Origin of the sequence: Curtobacterium sp. MCPF17_018 (assembly GCF_003234135.1) — a bacterium.
In the GTDB taxonomy this organism is placed as follows: Bacteria; Actinomycetota; Actinomycetes; order Actinomycetales; family Microbacteriaceae; genus Curtobacterium; species Curtobacterium flaccumfaciens.
Map to the genome: position 1 here is coordinate 16,250 of NZ_QKSJ01000014.1, position 23,451 is coordinate 39,700.

Genomic DNA, 23,451 nt, shown 5'->3' on the forward strand with positions numbered 1-23,451 from the left:
GTGTCCAAGGTCCTGAGCAGTCTCCCCGTCGGCGAACGAGTCGGCATCGCGTTCTCAGGGGGTCTCGACACCTCCTGCGCCGTTGCCTGGATGCGCGAGAAGGGAGCGATCCCCTGCACGTACACGGCCGACATCGGCCAGTACGACGAGCCGGACATCGACGCCGTCCCGAGCCGCGCCCACGAGTACGGCGCGGAGATCGCCCGACTGGTCGACGCGAAGAGCGCCCTGGTCGAAGAGGGCCTGGTCGCGCTGCAGACCGGTGCGTTCCACATCCGCTCCGGCGGCAAGACGTACTTCAACACGACGCCGCTCGGCCGCGCGGTGACGGGCACGATGCTCGTCCGCGCCATGAAGGAAGACGGGGTCGACATCTGGGGCGACGGCTCCACCTACAAGGGCAACGACATCGAGCGGTTCTACCGCTACGGCCTCATGGCCAACCCGCGCCTGCGCGTCTACAAGCCGTGGCTCGATTCCGAGTTCGTCGAGGAGCTCGGTGGCCGCAAGGAGATGAGCGAGTGGCTCGTCGCCCGCGGGTTCCCGTACCGCGACTCCACCGAGAAGGCGTACTCGACCGACGCGAACATCTGGGGTGCGACGCACGAGGCGAAGAGCCTCGAAGAGCTGTCGAGCGGCCTGGACATCGTCGAGCCCATCATGGGCGTCGCCGCCTGGCGTGACGACGTCGAGGTCGCGACCGAGATCGTCAGCGTCCGGTTCGAGGCCGGTCGCCCCGTCGCGATCAACGGCGTCGAGTACACGGACGCGGTCGCCCTGGTCTACGAGGCGAACGCCATCGGTGGCCGGCACGGCCTGGGTGCCTCCGACCAGATCGAGAACCGCATCATCGAGGCGAAGAGCCGCGGCATCTACGAGGCTCCGGGCATGGCGCTGTTGCACATCGCCTACGAGCGCCTGCTCAACGCGATCCACAACGAGGACACGGTCGCCTCGTACCACAACGAGGGTCGCCGTCTCGGTCGTCTGATGTACGAGGGCCGCTGGCTCGACCCGCAGTCCCTCATGCTCCGCGAGTCGCTGCAGCGCTGGGTCGCCTCCGCCGTCACCGGCGAGGTCACGCTGCGCCTGCGTCGCGGGGACGACTACACGATCCTCGACACCACGGGCCCCGCGCTGTCGTACCACCCGGACAAGCTGTCGATGGAGCGCGTCGGCGACGCCGCCTTCGGCCCGGACGACCGCATCGGCCAGCTCACCATGCGCAACCTCGACATCGCGGACTCCCGTTCGCGGCTCGAGCAGTACGCCGCCGCCGGCCTCATCGGTGGCGCGACGGCCGAGCTCGTCGGCGAGCTCGAGGCGGGCGAGGCCGAGGAGATCCTCGGCGGCGCGATCGTCGCCTCCGACGCCGAGGACGCGATGGGTCGTCGCACGGACCTCGCCTCCGAGGGCGCGGCCTTCGACTCCGGCACCGACTGATCGAGCGGACCCGCGCCCTGGGCGCGCCCCCCTAATGACGGGAGGCCCGGTGCCAGCTGGCACCGGGCCTCCCGTCCGTCGTCCGCGGTCGGCCGGTCGGCCGGTCGGCCGAGAAGCGCACTGCGTTCGACGCGACGCCTCCCAACACCTAGCGTGGAGGTACCGGGTCAATCATCAGGGACTCGTCGTCACGATGCTCCTCACGATCTGTGAGGTCTGGCACAGCGGGTCGACCCGGGCGGATCCGAGATGCGCATCATCTCGAACGAAGGGCTGGTCGTCATGACCGCCACCATCCAGAACGCCTGGCACCGCCACGGCCTCCGTTCCCCCGAAGACCTCGCCGCCCTCGTTGCCGAACGGCTCGAAGGAACCGGCCACCAGCTCGTCAGCTTCAGCGAAGCGCGCTACGAGCCCACCTACGCGGACTTCCTCGGCGAGCAGCTCTGACCCCCAGCGGGCTGCCGCTCGACCGTCGGTAGAGTCTGCGCATGCGCACAGCCCGAACCGCCGCGGCGGCACTGGCGATCGTCGTGGCGGGACTGCTGACGCTCGTCGGCGTCCAGCCCGCGTCGGCCCACTCGGCCCTGACCAGCAGTACCCCGGCTGACGGGGCGGTCGTCACGGGACCGCTCGAGTCCGTCGACCTGACCTTCTCCGAGGCGCCGCTCGCCGGCCTCGACGCCGGACTCCGGATCCAGGTGACGGACGCCTCCGGCGCCGACGTCGCCACGGGAGACGTGACGGTCTCCGGGACGACCATGCGCCGCGCGGTCGACCTCGACCGGGGCAGCTACACGGTGCTCTGGCGGTACGTGTCGCCGGACGGCCACCCGATCGAGGGCAGGCTCGCGTTCGAGTACCGGGCCGCTGCGCCGGTGTCCACCCCGAGCGCGAGTGCCACCCCGACCCCGACGGCGGCGAGCGGTGCGCCGACGCCGAGTGCCACCGCGACGGCCACCGGAGCTTCGGACGGTGCTCCGTCGACGCCGCCGGGCATCGCGCCGGGCGTGTGGATCGGCCTCGGCGCCGGAGCCGTCCTGGTGGCCGGTGCGGTCGTCGTGCTGCTGCTGCGGCGCGGTCGCAGCGCGTAGCGCGCGCGGGCCGCGCACTTCGTGAGCAGAAGAGGTCGGGTCGCACGCGCGCGCCCGACCGTTCCTGCTCACGAAGCGCACGCGGCGCACGTCACGCGACCACGCAACGGACGGGAGGCCCGGTGCCGGACCGCACCGGGCCTCCCGTCCGCACGCGGTGCGTGACGCCGGGGGCGACGCGCCTCACGCCACGGGGGCGGCCTCCAGCGCGGCGTCGGCGCGTGCCGCGCTGCCCTCGGCCAGGCCTCGGGCGATGCGGCCCCGCGTCGCCAGCCAGAGGACGACGGCGGCGACGAACACGATGCCCTCGGTGACGGTGAGTGCCCAGATGATCCCGGCGAGCCCGAACCACACGTTGCCGGCGATCACGATCGGGATGAACAGCACGCCCTGCGCCATCGACAGCACCATCGCGGGCATGACCATCCCGGTCGCCTGGAACAGCGAGGTGAGCAGTCCCGTGAACCCGTTGACGACGGCGGCGACGAGCTGTGCCGTCAGGATCGTCATGCCGATCGCGAGCACCGAGTGGTCACCGGAGAAGATGGTGAAGACCTGCTCGCGGAACACGAACACGGTGCCGGAGAAGACGAGCACGATGCCGCCGACGGTGAGGGCCGCGGCGCGCAGGCCGGAGCGGAGTCGATCGGCGTCACCCGCGCCGAACGCGTAGGCCAGCAGCGGCAGCACGCCGATGGTCACGCCCATCACCAGGAACTCCGGCACCTGGGCGATGCGGACCGCGACGCCCATCGCTGCCAGCGGGTCGTCACCGTAGGCGGCGGCGAGGTTGTTGAGGACGAGTGTCGTGACGATGAGGAACGCGGACTGCAGCAGCTCGCCGACGCCGATGCCGAACACGGGCTTCAGGACGTCCGCACGCAGGGTGAACCACTTCGGCGCGAAGCTGACGTTCTCGCTGTTCCGCTGCAGCCAGGTCACCCAGTAGGCGATCGAGACCACGTTGGCCAGGCCCACCGCGAGTGCTGCGCCGCCGACACCCCAGTGCAGCCCCAGGATGAACAGGACGTCGAACACCAGGTTGCCGACCGTGGACAGGACCAGGCCGATCATCGCCTGCCTCGCGGCGCCCTCGGAGCGGACGATCTGCTCGAGCGCGAAGGACGCGGCGAGGACGGGGACGAACGCGAGCATCACGGCGATGTACTCGCTCGTGGCGGGGACCGCTGCCGCGTCGGCACCGAGGACGGCGACCAGCGGGCGGAGCAGCAGGAGTCCGACGACGCCGAGCACGGCTCCGGTCACGACCGCGCCCCACAGTGCGAACGAGGCGACGTGCTTGATGTCCCGCGCCTTGTCGGGGTCGTGTTCCGATGCTCCGAGCAACCGGGACATCAACGCGCTGCCGCCGACGCCGTACACCCCGCCCACGGCCATCACGAGGCCGAGCAGTGGCGTGCCGAAGGTGATCGCGGCGAGCAGGGACGTGTCGTGCTGGGCGCCGATGAAGCCCGCGTTGATGACGTTGTACAGGGCGCTGACGACCATCGCGGCGGCCATCGGCACGCACAGGTACACCAGGGCTCGGGCGATCGGGGCAGCGGAGAGGTACCAGCGGTTCGTCGCCGCAGCGGTGGTGGTGGAGGACATGACGGTTCCCTTCCGGGCATGACGGTGGGCGCGCCGACGGACGCCGGCACGGCAGGGGGAGCACGCGACCGATGGCGTTGCGGGGTCGCGGGGTCGCGAGGTCGCGAGAGAGCAGGATCGCGGGGTCGCGAGGGCGCGCCGGCGGATCCGGCTGGGAGGCGCGTGGTGCGTGAGCGGGTCGGGCGGTGGCGCGGGTGGTGCGCTGGCACGGGTGGTGCGGGTGGTGCGCTGGTGCGGTGGTGCGGTGGTGCGGCGGTGCGGCTAGCGGGTCGGCGGCGTGAGTTCCGCGGTCACCTTCTGCAGCAGTCGCCGCAGGGTGGCGCGTTCGTCCGCGTCGAGCGGTGCGAGCAGGGAGTCGTCGAGGGCGACCATCGCGTCGGTGAACCCGGCGATGAGGTCGATGCCGGCCTGGGTGGCGTGCACCGTCTTCGTCCGCCCGTTCGTGGCGTCCGGTCGTCGTTCGATCAGGCCACGCCGCTCGAGCCCCTGCAGGAGACTCGAGACGCTGGCCGCGCTGGTGCGGGTGACCTCGGCGATGTCCCGTTGGATGGCGCCGGGGTGTTCCTGCAGGTACCCGAGCACGAACGACTGCTCGTGGGTGAGGTCGCGCTCGCGGACCCACTCCTCGGCGCCCTTGCGCTGTGCCCATCCGATCCACCGCATGAGCTGGAGCGGTGTCGTGAAGTCCGGTGCCTGCATGATCAGGACTCTAACTGTTAGCCATCGAACTGTCAACGGATCCGGTCCGAGCAGTGACCCCACAACGGGGGCATCGAGTGCCGCGCGGGTCCTGGTAACTTGCACAGGAAGCGGCCTCACCAGCCGCCTTCGGCCCGTTCGGCGGGCCCACACATCCCTCGGCTCACCACCGGGGGCGGATCAGCGGCGGACCCCGTCGGAGGAGGAGGCACCGTGCCACACCACGGACGACCCACCGCGATCCCGGCGCGACGAGTTCGTCGTGCCTGACCAGGACGGGCGTCGGCGGGTACCGGCGTCCGCCTCACCGGGTCCGCGACACGTTCGGGTCGTCGCGGATCCCCGGGGCGGTGGTGATCGAGTCACCGCCGCCCCGGGACCTCGCGGTCGATCCGATCGGCGTCTTCGGGAACCTGCCGGTCCACGGAGCCGGATCGGCGTGATACTGGGGTGGTGCGTGAACTCCAAGCCGCCATCGCAGCGGACCTCAACGTCCAGCCGACCATCGACCCGGAGCAGGAGGTCGCCCGTCGTGTCGGGTTCCTGCGCGACTACCTGCTGACGACCGGGGCGAAGGGGTACCTCCTCGCCATCAGCGGCGGGCAGGACTCCACCCTGGCCGGCCGCCTGACCCAGCTCGCGGTCGAGTCGCTCCGCGCCGAGGGTCACCCGGCGGAGTTCACGACCGTCCGCATGCCCTACCGGGTGCAGGCCGACGAGGACGACGCCCAGCTCGCCCTGCAGTTCATCGCGGCCGACCCGGGCATCACCGTGAACATCGAGCACGGGGTCGACGGGGTCATGGAGGACACCGCGGCCTCGGGTGTCGAGCTGAGCGACTTCGTGAAGGGCAACGTCAAGGCGCGCATGCGCATGGTCGCCCAGTACGCGGTCGCCGGGCAGCGCGGCCTGCTGGTGGTCGGCACGGACCACGCGGCCGAGGCCGTCACGGGCTTCTTCACCAAGTACGGCGACGGCGGCGTCGACCTCACCCCGCTCACCGGGCTGTCGAAGAGCCAGGGGCGGCAGCTGCTCGAGCACCTCGGCGCACCGGCCCGCCTGTACGAGAAGGCACCCACCGCCGACCTGCTCGACGAGCTGCCCGGGCAGACCGACGAGGCGAACCTCGGGCTCACCTACGCCGAGATCGACGCCTACCTGCAGGGACACGACGTGCCGGTCGAGGTCGCCGAGGCCATCGAGTCGCGCTACCGCGCGACGGAGCACAAGCGTCAGGTGCCGGCGACGCCCTTCGACGAGTGGTGGCGTGCGGGCGCGTAGTCGCTGACGCAACCCCGGTCCGGAGGCTCGGTGCAGGTGATCCTGCACCGAGCCTCCGGTCTGTTGTCCCCATCTCTCCACCTCGCGCTCCGGCTGTCCGCATGCGCTCCTAGGATGGGAGCCAACGGAACAACAGATGCGGAATCCAGGCTGCCGCCTGGTCCGGAGGGGGAGTCATGGAAGTCCTGTTCGCGCTCGGAGCCGTCCCGCTGGTCATCGTGGGGATCATCGTCCTCGCCGTGATCGCGCTGATCTACGCGAAGGTCGTGTACCGCAACGCCGGTGCCGACGAAGCGCTCATCATCACCGGCAAGCGCTCCCGCAAGGTCAAGAACGCCGATGGCACCGAGACCGTCGAGTCCGGCATCAAGGTCGTGCTCGGCGCCGGCGTGCTCGTCCGCCCCTTCTTCGAGAAGGTCGCGAAGCTGTCGCTCAGCTCGCGTGCGATCGACATCAACGTCAACGCGCAGGACTCCCGCGGTGTCACCATCGACGTCGAGGCCGTCGCGCTCGTCAAGGTCGGCGAGACCGACGCCTCGATCCGGGCGGCCGCGCAGCGGTTCCTCGGGCAGGAGAAGAAGATCGACGACTTCGCGCGCGAGGTCCTGTCCGGTTCGCTCCGCGCCTCGATCGGTGCGACCGACGTGTCGACCATCATCCGCAAGCGCGACCAGCTCACCGTCGCCGTGCTCGACGTCGCGAAGGACGCCCTGCACAGTCAGGGGCTCGACGTCGACTCGTTCGAGATCAAGGGCATCTCGGACCGCAACGAGTACATCAGCGACCTGGGCCGTGCCGAGCGTGCACGCGTGCGACTCGAGGCCGAGAACGCCGAGGCCCAGGCCGACCGTGAAGCGCGAGAAGCCCGCGCGACCGCCGACCAGGCGATCGCCGAGGCCGAGAATACCCTGGCCATCCGTCGTGCGGCGCTGCAGCTCGACGCCGACCGCGCTTCCGCCGAAGCCGCTGCCGCCGGGCCGCTCGCCCAGGCCCGTGCGGCGCAGGGCGTCGTCGAGCAGGAGCAGATCACCGCGCAGAAGCGTGCCGAGCTGCGCCGTGCCGAGCTCGAGTCCGAGGTCTCCGCCGTCGCCGAGGCCCAGGCGCGCAAGACGCGCGTCGAGGCCGAAGCCGCTGCTGGAGCCCAGGTCGAGACCGCACGCGCCCAGGCCGAGGCCCGCCGGATCTCCGCAGAGGCCGTCGCGGCCGAGGCGAAGGCCGAGGCGGACGCCCGCAAGCTCGCCGCCGACGCCTCACGCGCCGAGGGTGAAGCTGCCGCCGACGCGATCCGTGCGAAGGGTCAGGCCGAGGCCGACGCGACCAAGGCGCAGGCCGACGCGCTCGCGCAGCACTCCGAGGCCGTCCTCCGGGTCAAGGCGATCGAGACGCTGCCGAGCATCGCCCGCGAACTCGCCGCACCGATGAGCAACATCGACACGCTCACCGTGGTGTCCTCCGACGGCGCCGGTGCGCTGTCGAAGAGTGTCGTCAGTCAGTTCAGCGAGGTCGATGCGTTGCTCGGTGCCACCGCCGGGTTCACGCTGAGCGACATCGTGAAGAGCACCACGACAGGGCAGGCCGCTGCCCGCGCCGTCGTGCGCGAGCAGCCGGTGCCCCAGGTCGAGCCGGCCGAGTAACCGAGCGGGTGCCTGCAGCGGGCGCGACGGGGGATCAGCCCTCGTCGCGCCCGTTCTCGTTCTGCGGGTCGCGCTGTTGTGCGCCGGCGTCCTCACGCTCGTCCGCGAGCCGCTGCTGCCAGACGACACTGCGGGCCGCGCCCGAGAGCACGTCGTCGACGCTGCGACCGCTCTGGGCGGCGAGGGCGCCGCTGAGCCCGGCGGTCAGCGTGCCGCCGGCCGACGCGAGTCGCTCGACGACCTCCTCCTGCCGCGGGGTCAGTGGTTCGTCGACCAGTTCGTCGATCGTTTCGCGGATGTTCTGCTCGCTCGCGTCCAGTGCCGCCTCGTCGCCGGACTGCAGGGCTGCTGCCTCTCCGACGACGACGAGACCGAGGCGCGCGGCGTCGTCTTCGGGACGCGGGGTGCGGTGCTCATCAGTCATGCGGTGGACCGTACGCTCCGGTGCGCTGCGCTCCCTGGACAGATGCGTCCCCCGGGCGCGCGGGCGGGCCGTCAGGCGGCCCAGCGGCGGAGCAGCCACTCGGCGGCGGCGACACCCTCGCGCCGTTGGAAGTCGCGGATGGTGGGCATGTTCGGCGGTGCCGGGGGCAGGGCGTGCTCGAAGAACAGCCCGGCGAGCCCGGCCAGCACAGCGTCGATCGTCGCGGCGGGCACCCCGGCGAAGACGGGGTGCGTGGCGAGGTGGTGTTCGACGTCGTCGTCTTCGCCGCGGACGAGCGTGTCGAGCAGGTAGGTCAGGGGGTCGAGCCAGTGCGCGCCCACGCTCGCCCAGGGCCAGTCCACCACCCAGACGAGCCCGGCGTCGTCGACGAGCAGGTTGTCCGCTCGGCAGTCGGCGTGCACGAGGTGTTCGCCGTCGACGAGTGCAGCTGCCCCCGAAGCCGCGCGGGCGATCGCGGGGCCGGCTTCGAGGACGTGCGGCGGGATGACCTCGGCGACGCGGACGGCGTTCGAGTCGTCAGCCAGCATACGGTCCCAGGCGCCGAACTCACCGCGCAGATCCTCGGCGATACGGGGGAGCGCCGCCAGCCCGTCGGTCGCGAGCGGCAGTGTGTGGAGTGCGTCGAGCACGGCCGTCGTGTCCGATCCGTCGAGGTGCCTGCCCGGGTGCTGCCCAGCGACGTCGTCGAGCACGAGCGCGACCCAGTCGTCGCCGTCGACCGTGGCGTGGGGCGCGTCGAGCAGCCGTGGCGCCTGCACGGTGGTCGGCAGCTGGGCCATGACCGCGGCCTCGCGGCGGTGCAGCTCGAGGGCGGCCTCGTTGCGCGAGCGCGACACCGTCTTCACGAAGGCTCGTTGCCCCGCCGCGGTGGTCACCCGGTCGGCGCTGCCGGGAGACCACCCGCCCGCCTGGGACTCGGCGGTCAGGACCGGACCGCCCAGTACCCCCTCCACCTGCTCCCGCAGCGTCGTCGGTACATCGGTCCAGGTGGTTCGCCCCATGCGCCGACGGTACCTGAGAACCCGTACACGAACGTGCACACTCGGCAACTTTGCGCTCGCAGCAAAGGTGCTGACGGTGTAAAGTTGCAGAGCCTGCAAGGTCGACCCTCGATCGGGGCGCCGACCAGGCCGACGACCACCACGCCACATCCCCTGTGAGGAACCCCGCATGTCCACTGCCACCGCACCCGTCGAGGTGTCGCGCGGACGACAGGACTCCCCGGCGAGCACGCCGGGCAAGCCGATCATGTCGCACCGCCAGATCCTGCTCGTCATCTACGGCCTGATGGCGGGCATGTTCCTGTCGTCGCTCGACCAGACCATCGTCGGCACGGCGATCCGCACGATCGGCGACGACCTGCACGGCCTCGACCAGCAGGCCTGGGTCACGACGGCCTACCTGATCGCCTCGACCATCACCACGCCGATCTACGGCAAGCTCTCCGACGTCTTCGGCCGTCGCCCGCTCTACATCTTCGGCATCGCGGTCTTCATCCTCGGGTCGCTGCTCTCGACCCTGTCGACGTCGATGACCATGCTCGCCGCCTTCCGCGCGTTCCAGGGCATCGGTGCCGGTGCGCTGATGTCGCTCCCGCTCGCGATCATGGGCGACATCCTCGCGCCCCGTGAGCGGGCGAAGTACCAGGGCTACTTCCTGGCGGTCTTCGGCATCTCGTCCGTGATCGGTCCGCTCATCGGTGGCCTGTTCGCCGGCGCGAGCTCGATCGTCGGCATCACCGGCTGGCGCTGGGTGTTCCTGATCAACGTGCCGATCGGCGTCGCCGCGCTCCTCATGGTGATCGCGTTCCTGCACCTGCCGAAGTTCGGCGAGGCCAAGGCCAAGCCGCGCATCGACTGGTGGGGCGCGACCTCGGTCATCGTCACGCTCGCGCCGCTGCTCCTCGTCGCGGAGCAGGGCCGCACGTGGGGCTGGGCTTCGGCCAGCGCGATCGCCTGCTACGTCATCGGTGCGCTCGGCCTCGTCGCCTTCCTGGTGATCGAGACCCGCATGCAGGACGACGCGATCATCCCGCTCAAGCTCTTCCGCTCGAGCACGTTCTCGATGGCGACCATCCTGGGCTTCCTGGTCGGCTTCGCGATGTTCGGCGCGATGCTCACCATCCCGCTCTACCTGCAGATCGTCACCGGCCTGACGCCGACCGAGTCCGGCTTCGCGACGCTGCCGATGATCGGTGGCCTGATGATCGCCTCGATCGCTTCGGGGCAGATCGTGGCTCGCACCGGCAGGTACCGGATCTTCCCGGTCATCGGCACGGCCCTGGTGTCGCTCGGCTACGTCGTCCTGACGTTCATGACGATCGACAAGCCGCTGTGGTTCCTGATGATCGGCATGTTCCTGATCGGCCTCGGCCTCGGCCAGCTCATGCAGAGCATCACCCTGGCCTCCCAGAACTCGGTGCAGCCGCGTGACATGGGTGTGGCGACGTCGTCCGCCACGTTCTTCCGCCAGATCGGTGGCACGCTCGGCACCGCCGTCCTGCTGTCCGTCCTGTTCTCGCTCATGCCGACGAACATCCTGCACGCCACGGCGGACGAGTCGAACCTCGAGCCCGCCCTCAGTGCGGCGCTCGACCCGGAGGTCGCCAGCGCGAAGGCGAACCAGGGCGTCATGGACCAGATCTGGGACCCGATCGTCACCCCGCTCCAGCAGCAGGTGCAGTCCGGCCTCGACACCGCCACCGACCAGGTGACCCAGGCCACCGCCGGGGCTCCCGACGCCGTGCAGCAGCAGGCGCTCACCGCCGCCGCCGAAAAGGCGCACGCCAGCGTGCAGGACGGCCGGCTCGTGGTCGACTGGTCGGACTCGGCGCAGCGCACCTACTGGGTGGACCAGCTCGCCCCGGAACTGTCGAAGCAGATCGACAAGGGCGCGAATGACTCGAGCGACTCGAACGCCGAGACGAGCGACACGTCGTACCTCAACGGTGCGGACGCTGCCCTGACCCGGCCGTTCATGTCCGGGTTCAACGCCTCGGCCGTGACCGTCTACTGGGTCGGCTTCGCGGTGATCCTGCTCGCGTTCGTCCTGAGCTTCTTCTTCAAGGCGCCGCCGCTCCGCAAGAGCTCGGCCCTGCAGGAGCAGGCGGACGACGCCGGCACCGCCGACGACCTCGAGGCGCAGGCCGTGCGGGCTGCGGACACGATGGGCTCGCCCACCGCCCCGGTCACCGGTTCGATCCCCGTCCAGGGTGGTCGGTCGCAGGTCTGAGTCACGCCGGGCCTCTTCGTCGCAGGACGCGGAGGCCCGGCACCGCGCGAACCAGGAGCAGCACGTGCACCAGCCGACCACCACCGAGGCCACCGCCCCGACCGACTGCGGCCTGCGGGAGCGCAAGAAGCAGCAGACCCGGTCCGCCATCCACCGGTCGGCGCTCGCCCTCGTCACCGACCACGGGCTCGCCGGGGTGACCGTCGAGCAGATCTGCGCGGACGCCGGGGTCTCCCCGCGGACGTTCTTCAACTACTTCCCGTCGAAGGCCGACGCCGCCCTGGGGCTGCCGGTGACGACGGTGCCGGACGAGGCGCGTGCGGTGTTCCTCGGTTCCGAGGGCCCGCTCGTGGCCGACCTCTGTGACCTCGTCGCGCAGACGGTCTCCCTGCCGGCGGACCGCCAGCGCATGAAGGAGCTCGTCCGAGCACGCCCCGAGATGGTCCCGGCGATGCTGCAGTGGATGGCCCACGCGCGCCAGACCGTGCTGGCGGTCGCCGCCGAGCGGGTCGGCGAGGACACCGGGCGGACCGCGACCACCCTCGTGATGGCGGCCGTGATCGAGTCCGCCCACCGATCGGCGGACGGCTCCCGCGACGAACTGGCTGCGCGGCTGCGCGCGGTCGTCGGGGAGATGGGGCGGCTCGCCGCCGCCTGACCAGCGTGACCATCGTGTCGTCCCCGGCGCGGGGCGACCACGGCCTGGAGGCGCGGTGCGGGTCCGACCCGCACCGCGCCTCCAGGCCGTGGTCGCGTCCACACCGTCGCGCCGTCAGTCATCGGACGGTTGCGCGATGACTTTCGCCAGAACAGCAAGAACAAGCCTCTTGACGCGCAAGACATCGGATGTTTTGATTGCACCATTCGGTCGACGGAGACCGGACGGCAGGAGACACAGATGAGCCGCATCACCGGTCTGCACGTGCACGACATCCGGTTCCCGACCTCGCGCGAGCACGACGGGTCCGACGCCATGAACCCCGCACCCGACTACTCCGCCGCCTACGTCGAGATCACCACCGACGCGCTCGACGGCCTGGTCGGCACCGGCTTCGTCTTCACCATCGGCCGCGGCAACGAGGTGCAGGAATCGGCGATCGCGGCGCTTCGTGGACACGTCGTCGGTGCCGATGCCGAGGCCGTCCTCGCCGACATGGGCGGCACCTGGCGCGCGATGGTGCACGACTCGCAGCTGCGGTGGCTCGGCCCGGAGAAGGGCGTCATGCACATGGCGATCGGCGCCGTCGTCAACGCCCTGTGGGACCTCCGGGCGAAGCGTGCGGGGCAGCCGCTCTGGGCACTGCTCGCCGACCTGAGCCCCGAGGAGCTCGTCGACCTGGTGGACTTCCGGTACCTGACCGATGCGATCACCCCGGCCGAGGCGCTCGAACTGTTCCGCGCCGCCCGACCGATGCGTGCCGAACGCCGGGCCCGCCTGGAGCGCGAGGGCTACCGCGCCTACACGACGACCCCGGGTTGGCTCGGCTACGACGACGAGAAGCTCGCGCGGCTGTGCCGGGAAGCGGTCGACGACGGGTTCACCCAGATCAAGCTCAAGGTCGGCGGCGACGTGGGCGAGGACGTCCGCCGGATGGGCATCGCCCGCGCCACCGTGGGCCCGGACATCCGGATCGCGATCGACGCGAACCAGCGCTGGGACGTCGACGAGGCCGTGGCGTGGATTGAACGACTCCGCCCCTTCGACGTCGCGTGGGTCGAGGAACCGACCAGCCCGGACGACATCCTCGCCCACGCCGAGATCGCCCGGCGCATCGCCCCGATCCCGGTCGCGACGGGGGAGCACATGGCGAACCGGGTGATCGCGAAGCAGTTGATCCAGGCCGGTTCGATGTCGGTGCTGCAGATCGACGCCACCCGGGTCGCCGGGGTGAACGAGAACCTGGCGATCCTGCTCCTCGCCGCCAAGCACGGCGTCCGTGTCTGCCCGCACGCCGGCGGGGTCGGCCTGTGCGAGGCGGTGCAGCACCTGTCGATGTTCGACGCGGTCGCCCTGACCGGCGACCTCGACACCCGGTGCATCGAGTTCGTCGACCACCTGCACGAGCACTTCGTGACCCCGGTCGACGTCCACGACGGCCGCTACTGGCCGCCGACCGCGCCCGGTGCCGGCACCGAGATGCGCGCCGACACCCTGACCACCCACGCGTTCCCGGACGGCCCGGTCTGGGCCGAGTCCGATCCCGATCGGGTCCCGGACGCCGTCCGGGTCGCCTGAACACCCCACCGCACACCCCATCACCACGACGAAGTGGAGACACCGATGCAACGACGACGCACCGCCGGGCTGGCGGCAGCAGCAGCTGCCGTGCTCGTGCTCACCGGCTGTTCCGCTGGCAGCAGCGCCAGCGACGGCCAGTCCGAGGACTCCCTCACCTGGGCCATGTGGATCGCCGGGAAGGAGGACAAGGCCGCGTGGCAGAAGGTCGCCGACACGGTCAAGACCGACGACGACGTGGACGTCTCGATCCAGGGCTCACCCTTCAACGACTACTGGACCAAGCTCCGCACCCAGCTGTCCACCGGCACCGCACCCTGCATCGTGAGCATCCAGTCGCTCCGCGCCGCGAACTACACGGACGTTCTCGTGCCGATCGACGACATGGCGAAGAAGGCCGACCTCGACCTGAGCGAGTACGACCAGACCGGGCTCGACGGGATGCGGGTCGACGGCAAGCTCTACGGACTGCCGTACGACACCGGCCCCATGGTCATGTTCTACAACAAGGACATCTTCGAGAAGGCGGGCGTCGACGAGCCGAAGCCGGGCTGGACGGTCGACGAGTTCGAGGACGCCGCGAAGCAGCTCGAGGCCGCGGGCACGCCGATCTGGGGCACGAGCGTCGAGGACATCCCCCTCGAGTCGATGATCCTCGGCTACAACGGCGGTCGGGTCATCGAGGACGACGGCACGCTCGACGCTTCGAACGCGGAGTTCGCCGAGGGGCTCGACTGGATCGGCGGTCTGGTGAAGGACGGCTACGCCACACAGGCGAGCACCGACGGCTCCACCGACGACAACGCGTTCGTGTCCGGTGACGTCGCGATGTACAGCGACGGCCCCTGGTCGATCATCAGCCAGAAGGCCAAGGTCAAGTTCGACCTCGGCATCACGACCATCCCCTCGGGCACGGACGGACCCAGCTCCTTCGCCGCCGGGTCGGGGTTCGGCATCTCGAAGCAGTGCAAGTACCCCGAGCAGGCGTTCAAGGCCATCACCACGATGACGAACGAAGCCACGCTCACCTCGCTCGCCGAGCAGGGGCGCGCCTTCCCGGCACGCACCGCGGCGCAGCAGGCCTGGTACGACAACGCCGGCATCGACGGGGTCGAGGACGCCCTGAAGACCGGACTCGAGAACGCCACCCCGTTGCCCGGCAACAAGCAGAGCGACCAGCTCAACCAGCTCTTCGCGCAGTACGCCCTGCAGGCGGTGAACGGACAGACCTCCGGCAAGGAGACGATGTCGTCCATCGCGAGCCAGCTCGGCTCGCAGTGACGAGCGTCACCCCCTGACGGACGGAAGGCGCGGGTCGACCCCGCCCCGCGCCTCCCGGTCCGTCCCATCCCCTGACCAGGACCGCGCGAACGACGAGGAGGTCGTCGCATGACCACCATCCAGGACCCACCCGCCGAGGCGGCGCTGCCCGCCCCCGCGGTCGCGGTCGCGACCGGCGCGGCCCCGCGCCGGAAGGACAGCGGCGCCGACGCCGAGCTCGGCCGCCGCTCCTGGTGGGGCGCCGCCTTCGCCGCTCCGCACTCGATCGGCCTCGTCGTGTTCACGGCGTTCCCGATCCTCGCGTCGCTCGTCGTGAGCTTCATGAACTGGCCGATGCTCGGCGAACGCTCGTGGGCAGGCCTGTCCAACTACGCGCAGCTGTTCTCCGACCCGATCTTCCGCACGGTGACGCTGAACACGGTGCTGTTCGTCGTGCTCTACGTGCCGCTCAACCTGGTCGTGTCCCTGGGGCTCGCGGCCTGGCTCACGCCGAAGATCCGCCACCGGCACGTCTTCCGCGTGCTGTTCTTCATCCCGACCATCACGCCGATCGTTGCGAACGTCGTGGTCTGGCGGATGCTGTACCAGCCGGGCGGTGCCATCGACGCGACGCTGCAGTCGACCGTCGGCGTGAACGCGCCGAACTTCCTGGCCGACGACGACTGGGCCATGCTCGCCGTCGTCGCGATGAGCGTCTGGCAGGGGTTCGGCTACAACATGCTGATCTTCTCGGCAGCGCTCGACTCCGTGCCGGAGAACCAGATCGAGGCCGCAGCGCTCGACGGGGCAAACGCGTGGCAGATGTTCTGGCGGATCAAGTTCCCGCTCATCTCGCCGTCGATCTTCTTCGCCACGATGATGACCCTGATCACCTCGTTCCAGGTGTTCGTCCAGCCGTTCGTCCTGACGAAGGGCGGCCCGGGCACCGCCACCGAGACCCTGGTGCAGTACATCTACAACACCGGGTTCCAGACCCAGCAGCTCGGGCTCGCGTCGGCCGGGGCGTGGGTGCTGTTCGTCATCATCCTCGGCATCACGGCCATCCAGTTCCTCGGACAGAAGCGGTGGGTGCACTATGACTGAGCTGACCTCGTCCAACCGGACGATCAACCCGCGGGCGCTGCCCCGCACGCACCGGCAGTCCGGCCGGGTGCGCCACGCGGTGGGCTACGTGCTGCTGTGCCTGGTGGCCCTGCTGTTCGTCTCGCCGCTCATCTACATGGTGGCGACGAGCCTGAAGCCGTCGGCCGACGTGTTCACCACACCGCCGACGCTGTGGGGCTCGTCCATCGAGTGGGGCAACTACGCGCAGGCGTTCACGTACCTGCCGTTCGCCCGGTTCATCCTGAACGGCGTCTTCGTCGCCGCGGCGGGGACGGCGATCAACGTCGCCGTCGCGGTGCTGTCCGGCTACGCGTTCTCGCGATTGCGGTGGCGCGGCCGGAACACGGTGTTCATCCTGTTCCTCGCGACGCTGATGATCCCGCAGGACGTGCTCGTGATCCCGATGTACGTGATGATGCAGGGCTTCGGGTGGGTCGACACCTTCCAGGCGCTCATCATCCCGTGGGCGTTCACGGCCCTCGGCGCGTTCCTGGTGCGGCAGTTCTTCCTCACCGTGCCGCAGGAGCTCGACGACGCTGCACGGGTGGACGGTGCCGGAGCGATCCGGACGTTCTTCTCGGTGATGCTCCCGCTCGCCCGACCCACGATGGCGGTCCTCGCCGTGTTCTCGTTCATCGCGTACTGGAACTCGTTCCTCTGGCCGCTCGTCATCGTCAACGACGTCGAGGCCCGCGGCACCATCCCGCTCGGCCTGCAGCAGTTCTTCGGGCAGCAGGGCTCCGAGTGGAACCTCGTGATGGCGGCGTCGGTGATCTCGATGCTGCCCACCGTGATCCTGCTGATCCTGCTCCAGAAGCACCTCGTCAAGGGCATCGTCACCAGCGGCCTCGGCGGCCGGTAGCGCTGCCGTGGCGTCTCCCCTCGTCCTCCCCTGAAAGGAACACTGGCCACATGACCATCACCGCACCTGCCGAGCCGCAGACCGCGACCGACGCCGCGGGGTTCCCCGCGTGGTTCTCCCACGACCGGTTCGGCATGTTCATCCACTGGGGGCTGTACGCCCTGCCGGCACGGCACGAGTGGGTGAAGAACCGCGAACGGATCACCGACGAGGACTACCAGAAGTACTTCGACCACTTCGACCCGGACCTGTTCGACGCAGCGGACTGGGCGCGTCGGGCACGACAGGCGGGGATGAAGTACGTCGTCCTCACGACGAAGCACCACGAGGGCTTCTGCCTGTGGGACACCGCGCTCACCGACTACAAGTCCACGAACACCCCCTTCGGCCGGGACATCGTCCGGGAGTTCGTCGACGCCGTCCGTGCCGAGGGGCTGCGCGTCGGTTTCTACCACTCGCTGATCGACTGGCACCACCCGGACTTCACCGTCGACGGCGTGCACCCGCGGCGGGACGACGGCGAGCAGGCGATCACGGCGCTGAACGAGGGGCGCGACATGACCCGGTACCGGGAGTACCTGCACGGGCAGATCGAGGAACTCCTGACGGACTACGGGCAGGTCGACTACCTGTTCTACGACTTCTCGTACCGGGACAACGACCACGAGGACATCTGGGGCGGCAAGGGCCAGGACGAGTGGGGCTCCGAGGAGCTCATGGCGCTGACGAAGCGCCTGCAGCCCGGCATCATCGTGAACGACCGGCTCGACATCCCCGGCGACCTGGTCACCCCGGAGCAGTACCAGCCCGACAAGCCGATGGAGGTCGACGGCGTCCCGGTGCCGTGGGAGGCCTGCCAGACGCTGAACGGTTCGTGGGGCTACGACCGTGACAACACGAACCTGAAGCCGGTCGACCTGCTCGTCCGCATGCTCGTCGACGGCGTCTCGAACAACGGGAACATGCTGCTCAACATCGGACCGACCGGTCGCGGCGAGTTCGACGGGGTCTCGCGGCAGACGCTCGACGGCATCGGGACGTGGATGCGACAGCACGCCCGCTCGGTGTACGGCGCCGGGCCCTCGCGGTTCGTCGCCCCGCGGAACACCGTCTACACGCAGAACGGCAACCGCCTGTACCTGCACCTGTTCGCGTGGCCGTTCGAGCACGTGCACCTGCCGGACCTCGCCGGCAAGGTGGCGTACGCGCAGCTGCTCAACGACGCGTCGGAGATCCACTTCCGCGAGATCCCACCGGGCACCCGGGCGCAGAACACCGGTCTCGGCGGCCAGCCCGCAGGCACGCTCACCCTGACGCTGCCGATCGTGCGACCCGACGTCGCCGTGCCGGTCGTCGAGCTTTTCCTGCGCGACTGATGCAGCGGATCCTCTCGCGCACCCGGCTGCGGCCCGGACGGGAGTCCGACTACGAGCAGGCGCACGCGGCGATCCCGCCCGCACTGGCCGACCGGCTGCGGTCCGCCGGGGTGTCGAACTGGAGCATCTGGCGCGACGGGCAGGACCTGGTGCACCTGATCGAGGTCGAGGACTACCGTGCGATGCGCCGCGCGCTGGCGGACGACCCGGTGAACGCGGCCTGGCAGGCGGTCATCAACCCCCTGCTCGAAGCGGACGACGACTACTCGGGCGACGACGACGGGATCCCGCTCGTCTGGACCCTGGAAGGACAGGCATGACGCAATCCGCTCAGGAGTTCGACCGTGGACCGTTCTGGCTGGGCGGCGCCGGGATCGGCAACCTGCTCCGCCCGGTCTCCGACGACGACGCCCGCGCTACGGTCGACGCTGCCTGGGACGCCGGGGTGCGCGGGTTCGACACCGCGCCGCACTACGGCCTCGGCCTGTCCGAACGACGACTCGGGGTGGCGCTCGCCGGACGCCCCCGGCAGGACTTCCTCGTGTCGACCAAGGTCGGACGGCTGCTCGTGCCGGGCCGTGGCGACGGCGACGACCTGGCCTCCGGCGGCTTCGCGGTGCCGAACGACACCGTGCGGCAGTGGGATCCGTCGCCGTCGGGCGTGCGGCGGTCGCTCGACGAGTCGCTCGGACGGCTCGGGCTCGACCACGTCGACGTCGCCTACCTGCACGACCCGGACGTCTACTCGCTCACCGACGGCCTGACCCAGGCGCTCCCGACGCTCGCCGAGCTGCGCGACGAGGGCGTGGTGCGGGCGGTCGGGGTCGGGTCGAACTCGGTCGAGGCGTTGTCGGCGGCCGTCGACACCGGGCTCTGCGACGTCGTCATGCTCGCCGGTCGGTACACCCTGCTCGAGCAGCCCGGGGCGGCGTTGGTGGCGCGGTGCGCTGCGCTCGGCGTCGCCGTGGTGGCGGTCGGTGTCTACAACTCGGGGTTGCTCGGGCAGGAGCGACCCGCGGTGGGGTCGACCTACGACTACGCCGAGGCGCCGACGGCGCTCATCGACCGGGCGAACGCCATCGCCGACGTGTGCGAGCGCCACGCGGTCACGTTGCCCGAGGCTGCGCTGGCGTTCCCACGCCGGGCCCCGGCGGTCGCGGCGATCGCCCTCGGAGCGCAGTCCGCCGACCAGGTGCGCTCGAACGTCGCCCGGTCCGCCGCCCACGTGCCGGAGGCGCTGTGGGACGACCTGCGCGCGGGCGGGCTGCTGGCGGTCTGACCCGCGCACGAGGAAAGGCACCCAGAACCACGCGGTTGCGTGGTTCGGGGTGCCTTCGGTGGTGCGCCGGTCGGACCGGCAGCGTGGTGCCTAGCGACGCGAACCGCGGCCGGCGACCCGCGTGTAGATGAACAGCACGATGATGGCGCCGATGATCGAGCCGATGATGCCGGCCGGCTGGAAGAAGCCGTCCATCGGGTCGTGCTGGAAGATCAGGAACCCGAGGAACCCGCCGACGAACGAACCGACGATGCCCAGGACGATCGTCATGAGGATGCCGATGTTCTGCTTGCCGGGGATGATGAGCCGGGCGAGAGCGCCGGCGATGAGTCCGATGATGATCAAGCTGATGATGAGACCGAGCACGGTGTCCTCCTCGTGGGTGCGGTTGCCGCGGCATGGTTGCCGGAGTCAGGGCCGAGGACTGACACAACTCCGAGGTTCCTGGGAGGACTGTCGGGTTCAGTCGAGTGAGCGTCGCAACCAGCGCTCGACACCTTCCACGTGCGACACGACGAGGGCCTGCACGAGCTGCGGATCCCGGCGCCGGATGGCGTCGACGATGGCCGCGTGCTCGTCGAGCGTCCGCTGCACCGACCCGTTCTGCGTCAGTCCGCGCCACACCCGCACCCGCACCGTCTTGCTCGACAGCGCGTCGAGCAGCCCGGACAGGTACTGGTTGCCGCCGATGCCCGCGATGGTCGAGTGGAACAGCAGGTCGTGGGCGACGAGGTCCTCGACGCCGGTGTCCTCGCCGACGGACTGCATCAGGGTCGCGAGCTCGTCGATCTGCTGCTCCGTGGCGCGGGCCGTCGCCAGGACGGCGGACGCCGGTTCCAGGATGCGGCGCACCTCGAGCAGGTCGACGAGCGACCGGTCGTGGTGCATGTCGACGACGAACGACACCGCCTCGAGCAGGACGCCCGGTTCGAGCGACGTCACGTAGGTGCCGTCGCCGCGTCGGACGTCGAGGACGCGGATGAGCTCGAGCGCCTTCACCGCTTCGCGCAGGCTGTTGCGGGACAGTCCGAGCGACTCGCTCAGTTCCTTCTCGGGCGGGAGGCGCTGGCCGGGTTGGAGCTCGCCGCTGACGATCATCTGCTGGATGCGTGCGATCGCATCATCGGTCAACGACGCCACGTCACCACCTCCTGTGGACCCGGCCGCGTGCGCGACGGGACGTCCCGACGATACCCGGGACGGGCCTCCAGGCCGGTGCGGCGGAGCCGCGGGGCGACCATCAGGCCGGCCGCAGCCGGAGCGCCTGCATCCCGCCGTCGACCGCCAGCTCGACGCCCGTCGTCGACCGGGCGAGCGGGCTCGTCAGGTAGGCGACCGCCTCGGCGACCTCCGCCGCCTGCACCAGGCGTCCGTGCGGCTGACGTGCCTCGAGCGCGGCGCGTTCGGCGGCCGGGTCGTCCGCGGAGGACAGGAGTCGTGCAACCCACGGGGTGTCCGCGGTACCGGGGTTGACGGCGTTGACGCGGATGCCCTCGCGGACGTGGTCGGCGGCCATCGCGCGGGTGAGTGCGGAGATCGCCCCCTTCGTGGCGGAGTAGAGCGCCCGCTGGGGCAGCCCGGCGGTGGCCGCGACGGAGCACGTGTTGACGATGCTCGCGCTGTCCGACGCTCGGAGGTGGGGGAGTGCGGCGCGGGACAGGCGCACGGCGCCGAGCACGTTGACCTCGTACACGCGTCGCCATTCGTCGTCGGTGTTGTCCTCCACCGTCCCCTGGGCGCCGATGCCGGCGTTGTTGACGAGCACGTCGAGACCCCCGAGCTGGTCGACCGCCGAGGCGACCGCGGCACGGACGGACTCGTCGGACGACACGTCGCACGTGACGGAGACGAATTCCTTGGCGGTGGACGGTTGCAGGTCGAGCACCGCGACCGCTGCGCCCCGCTCGTGCAGCGCGGCCGCGATGGCCGCGCCGATGCCGGAGGCGCCGCCGGTGACGATCGCGCGGAGACCCGCGTGGCTGCGGGGCGTTCCGGTCGTGCCGGTCTGGGCGGTCGTGTCGGCCATCAGGCTGCTCCCACCGTCTGTCGTTGCGAACCCAGCCCGTCGGCGGTGAGCTCGACCACGTCGCCGGGCTGCAGGTACGGTGCGTGCCCGGCGAGGGCGACCCCCGCCGGGGTGCCGGTGCTGATGACGTCGCCCGGGTACAGCACCATGAACTGCGACAGGTACCGGACGATCTCGACGGGTCGGAAGATCATGTCGGCCGTGGTGCCGTCCTGGCGGACCACTCCGTTGACGGTGAGCCGGAGCGCGAGCGCCGCCGGGTCGACCTGGTCGGGGGTGACCAGCCACGGGCCGAGGGGGTTGAACGTCTCGCAGGACTTCCCCTTGTCCCACTGCCCGCCCCGCTCGAGCTGGAAGGCCCGTTCGGAGACGTCGTTCGCGATGGCGTACCCGGCGATGCAGGCGCTCGCGGCCTCGTCGGAGTCGCAGTAGCGGGCGGTCCGCCCGATGACGACGGCGAGCTCGATCTCCCAGTCGGTCTTCTCGCTGCCGCGGGGGATCAGGACCTCGTCGTCCGGCCCGATCACCGTCATCGGGTCCTTCATGAACACGATCGGCTCGGTCGGGATCTCGGCACCGGTCTCGGCGGCGTGGTCGCGGTAGTTCAGGCCGATGCAGACGACCTTGCCGGGGCGTGCCACGGGTGCGCCGCGGCGGAGGCCCTCGGCGTCGGGGAGCGCTCGGACGTCGCCGGCGCTCCGCGCGTGCCGGACGCGGGTGACCGGGTCGGACGCCAGGAACGCCCCGCTGATGTCGGTCGTGATCGGGCGGAGGTCGAGGACCTCGCCGTCGGAGTCGACCGCGACGGGGATCTCGCCGCCCGCGGGGCCGAGTCGTGCGAACTGCATCGTTCCTCGCTCTCCGGCTGCACCGGCGCAACCAGAGACATCCTATGTCTGGTCCGGGGCTCCGACAAGGTTCCGGGTGCTGAGGGTCCTGCCGTGCAGGTAGGTGCGCTCCGCCGTCCCGCCGAGGACCGCCTGCCGTTCGTCCGGGGACAGGTCGCCCAGCGCTTCGGTGGTCCGCAACACGACGTCGTCGTACGTCGTGGCGAGCGTCGAGACCGGCCAGTCGGACCCGAACAGCGACCGCTCCGGGCCGAAGCACTCGATCACCTGCCGGGCGTACCGGTCGACGGGCTGCCGTCGCCACTCCGGGCCGGCCTCGGTGAACAGTCCGGACACCTTGCAGGCCACGTTCGGACGCGCGGCGAAGTCGTCGATCCGGCCCGGCCACCCGGGGTCCCCGCCCGCGATGTCGGGTTTGCCGGCGTGGTCGAGGACGAACGAGCCCTCGGGCACGGCGTCGAGCAGCGTGAGGGCTGCGCGGTGCTCCCGCGCGCGGACGAGCACGTCGAACACCAGGCCGGCGGCGGCCACGGCGCGGACCCCGCGGACGACCTCGGGCCGGGCGAGCCAGTCCGGGTCCGGTTCGTCCTGCGCCTGGTGCCGGATGCCGACCAGGCGGTTGCCGACCAGCCGGTCGCCATCGGGTCGCGCGACGACGGCGGCGATCCGGTCGGCGACGTCGGGGGCGGTCAGGTCCACCCAGCCGACGACGCCGGCGACCGGCTCGGGCTGCTCGAGGAGCCACGCGGTCTCGCCGGGGTCGTGCACGGCCTGCACGACGATCGTCCGGGTGACGTCGGTGCCCCGGGCGGCGGCGATCAGGTCGTCCACGTCGAACAGGCGGCGGATCGGAGCGACCGAGTCGTCCATCCAGGGGTACGACCGGTCGGCGGGATCCCAGAGGTGGTGGTGAGCGTCGATGATCACGCGATCATGATGCCCGATTCATCCGATGTCCGCCCGGTGCGGCCGGTGCCGCCGGTGCGGCGACCTTTCGCGCT

At 70.6% G+C, this 23,451-nt stretch carries 23 protein-coding genes; 14 read left to right on the forward strand and 9 right to left on the reverse strand.

Annotated elements, in window-relative coordinates:
* The 3 genes from argG (at position 1) to DEJ27_RS14755 (ending at position 2,537) form a co-directional block, all read left to right on the forward strand.
* A complete protein-coding gene (gene argG, locus DEJ27_RS14745; RefSeq protein WP_042540079.1) occupies positions 1–1,443 on the forward strand; it encodes an argininosuccinate synthase in 1,443 nt (480 codons plus the stop codon).
* Between the two features lie 249 nt (positions 1,444–1,692).
* Positions 1,693–1,893 (forward strand): hypothetical protein, encoded by a 201-nt coding sequence (locus DEJ27_RS14750; RefSeq protein ID WP_110862902.1) that lies wholly within the window; start codon positions 1,693–1,695, stop codon positions 1,891–1,893.
* Positions 1,894–1,934: 41 nt separating this feature from the next.
* Complete coding sequence (locus tag DEJ27_RS14755) at positions 1,935–2,537, forward strand: copper resistance CopC family protein (RefSeq protein WP_111091286.1); 603 nt, start codon at positions 1,935–1,937, stop codon at positions 2,535–2,537.
* Between the two features lie 183 nt (positions 2,538–2,720).
* Here DEJ27_RS14755 and DEJ27_RS14760 read toward each other — a convergent pair whose 3' ends face one another.
* Together DEJ27_RS14760 and DEJ27_RS14765 are read right to left on the reverse strand one after the other, a co-directional pair.
* The gene (locus DEJ27_RS14760) at positions 2,721–4,148 is read right to left on the reverse strand and encodes an MATE family efflux transporter (RefSeq protein WP_111091287.1); all 1,428 of its coding nucleotides are present in this window, start codon (positions 4,146–4,148) and stop codon (positions 2,721–2,723) included.
* A 261-nt stretch (positions 4,149–4,409) separates the two neighbouring features.
* Positions 4,410–4,847 carry a MarR family winged helix-turn-helix transcriptional regulator gene (locus DEJ27_RS14765; protein ID WP_111091288.1) on the reverse strand — a complete coding sequence of 146 codons (438 nt, stop codon included), beginning with the start codon at positions 4,845–4,847 and terminating at the stop codon, positions 4,410–4,412.
* Positions 4,848–5,300: 453 nt separating this feature from the next.
* Here DEJ27_RS14765 and nadE point away from each other — a divergent pair, with 453 nt between their 5' ends.
* Together nadE and DEJ27_RS14775 are read left to right on the forward strand one after the other, a co-directional pair.
* Positions 5,301–6,128, forward strand: coding sequence for an ammonia-dependent NAD(+) synthetase (gene nadE / locus DEJ27_RS14770; protein WP_110862399.1), 828 nt, complete (start codon positions 5,301–5,303; stop codon positions 6,126–6,128).
* 176 nt (positions 6,129–6,304) lie between these two features.
* Positions 6,305–7,762 carry an SPFH domain-containing protein gene (locus DEJ27_RS14775; protein ID WP_110862392.1) on the forward strand — a complete coding sequence of 486 codons (1,458 nt, stop codon included), beginning with the start codon at positions 6,305–6,307 and terminating at the stop codon, positions 7,760–7,762.
* Between the two features lie 34 nt (positions 7,763–7,796).
* Here the strand turns inward: DEJ27_RS14775 and DEJ27_RS14780 are convergent, their stop codons facing one another.
* Positions 7,797–8,186 (reverse strand): hypothetical protein, encoded by a 390-nt coding sequence (locus tag DEJ27_RS14780; RefSeq protein WP_110862391.1) that lies wholly within the window; start codon positions 8,184–8,186, stop codon positions 7,797–7,799.
* Between the two features lie 71 nt (positions 8,187–8,257).
* Complete coding sequence (locus DEJ27_RS14785; RefSeq protein WP_111091289.1) at positions 8,258–9,208, reverse strand: phosphotransferase family protein; 951 nt, start codon at positions 9,206–9,208, stop codon at positions 8,258–8,260.
* A gap of 169 nt (positions 9,209–9,377) precedes the next feature.
* Here DEJ27_RS14785 and DEJ27_RS14790 point away from each other — a divergent pair, with 169 nt between their 5' ends.
* The 9 genes from DEJ27_RS14790 to DEJ27_RS14830 all read left to right on the forward strand — a co-directional run bounded on the left by DEJ27_RS14790 (position 9,378) and on the right by DEJ27_RS14830 (position 19,576).
* The gene (locus DEJ27_RS14790; protein ID WP_110862389.1) at positions 9,378–11,438 is read left to right on the forward strand and encodes an MDR family MFS transporter; all 2,061 of its coding nucleotides are present in this window, start codon (positions 9,378–9,380) and stop codon (positions 11,436–11,438) included.
* Positions 11,439–11,502: 64 nt separating this feature from the next.
* Entirely contained in the window at positions 11,503–12,096 is a 594-nt protein-coding gene (locus DEJ27_RS14795) for a TetR/AcrR family transcriptional regulator (protein WP_111091318.1), read from the forward strand.
* Positions 12,097–12,336: 240 nt separating this feature from the next.
* Positions 12,337–13,674: an enolase C-terminal domain-like protein gene (locus DEJ27_RS14800; RefSeq protein WP_111091290.1), complete on the forward strand. Its 1,338-nt coding sequence runs from the start codon at positions 12,337–12,339 to the stop codon at positions 13,672–13,674.
* A gap of 45 nt (positions 13,675–13,719) precedes the next feature.
* A complete protein-coding gene (locus DEJ27_RS14805; RefSeq protein WP_258370371.1) occupies positions 13,720–14,955 on the forward strand; it encodes a sugar ABC transporter substrate-binding protein in 1,236 nt (411 codons plus the stop codon).
* 108 nt (positions 14,956–15,063) lie between these two features.
* Positions 15,064–16,038 carry a carbohydrate ABC transporter permease gene (locus DEJ27_RS14810; protein WP_111091292.1) on the forward strand — a complete coding sequence of 325 codons (975 nt, stop codon included), beginning with the start codon at positions 15,064–15,066 and terminating at the stop codon, positions 16,036–16,038.
* Positions 16,031–16,921, forward strand: a complete 891-nt coding sequence (locus DEJ27_RS14815; RefSeq protein ID WP_110862385.1) for a carbohydrate ABC transporter permease — start codon at positions 16,031–16,033, stop codon at positions 16,919–16,921. The genes DEJ27_RS14810 and DEJ27_RS14815 overlap by 8 nt, the downstream gene beginning before the upstream one ends.
* Positions 16,922–16,971: 50 nt before the next feature.
* Complete coding sequence (locus tag DEJ27_RS14820; protein ID WP_110862384.1) at positions 16,972–18,297, forward strand: alpha-L-fucosidase; 1,326 nt, start codon at positions 16,972–16,974, stop codon at positions 18,295–18,297.
* Positions 18,297–18,617: an L-rhamnose mutarotase gene (locus DEJ27_RS14825; RefSeq protein WP_110862383.1), complete on the forward strand. Its 321-nt coding sequence runs from the start codon at positions 18,297–18,299 to the stop codon at positions 18,615–18,617. Before DEJ27_RS14820 ends, DEJ27_RS14825 begins: the two co-directional genes overlap by 1 nt.
* The gene (locus DEJ27_RS14830; RefSeq protein WP_111091293.1) at positions 18,614–19,576 is read left to right on the forward strand and encodes an aldo/keto reductase; all 963 of its coding nucleotides are present in this window, start codon (positions 18,614–18,616) and stop codon (positions 19,574–19,576) included. The genes DEJ27_RS14825 and DEJ27_RS14830 overlap by 4 nt, the downstream gene beginning before the upstream one ends.
* Before the next feature lie 90 nt (positions 19,577–19,666).
* On the opposite strand, the gene DEJ27_RS14835 is transcribed toward DEJ27_RS14830, so the two are convergent.
* The 5 genes from DEJ27_RS14835 to DEJ27_RS14855 form a co-directional block, all read right to left on the reverse strand.
* A complete protein-coding gene (locus DEJ27_RS14835) occupies positions 19,667–19,942 on the reverse strand; it encodes a GlsB/YeaQ/YmgE family stress response membrane protein (protein WP_027466577.1) in 276 nt (91 codons plus the stop codon).
* Between the two features lie 96 nt (positions 19,943–20,038).
* A complete protein-coding gene (locus DEJ27_RS14840) occupies positions 20,039–20,716 on the reverse strand; it encodes a FadR/GntR family transcriptional regulator (protein ID WP_110862381.1) in 678 nt (225 codons plus the stop codon).
* A gap of 100 nt (positions 20,717–20,816) precedes the next feature.
* Complete coding sequence (locus DEJ27_RS14845) at positions 20,817–21,602, reverse strand: SDR family NAD(P)-dependent oxidoreductase (RefSeq protein ID WP_111091294.1); 786 nt, start codon at positions 21,600–21,602, stop codon at positions 20,817–20,819.
* Complete coding sequence (locus DEJ27_RS14850; RefSeq protein ID WP_111091295.1) at positions 21,602–22,450, reverse strand: fumarylacetoacetate hydrolase family protein; 849 nt, start codon at positions 22,448–22,450, stop codon at positions 21,602–21,604. The genes DEJ27_RS14845 and DEJ27_RS14850 overlap by 1 nt, the downstream gene beginning before the upstream one ends.
* 42 nt (positions 22,451–22,492) lie before the next feature.
* Positions 22,493–23,377 (reverse strand): amidohydrolase, encoded by an 885-nt coding sequence (locus tag DEJ27_RS14855; RefSeq protein WP_111091296.1) that lies wholly within the window; start codon positions 23,375–23,377, stop codon positions 22,493–22,495.
* Positions 23,378–23,451: the final 74 nt, after the last annotated feature.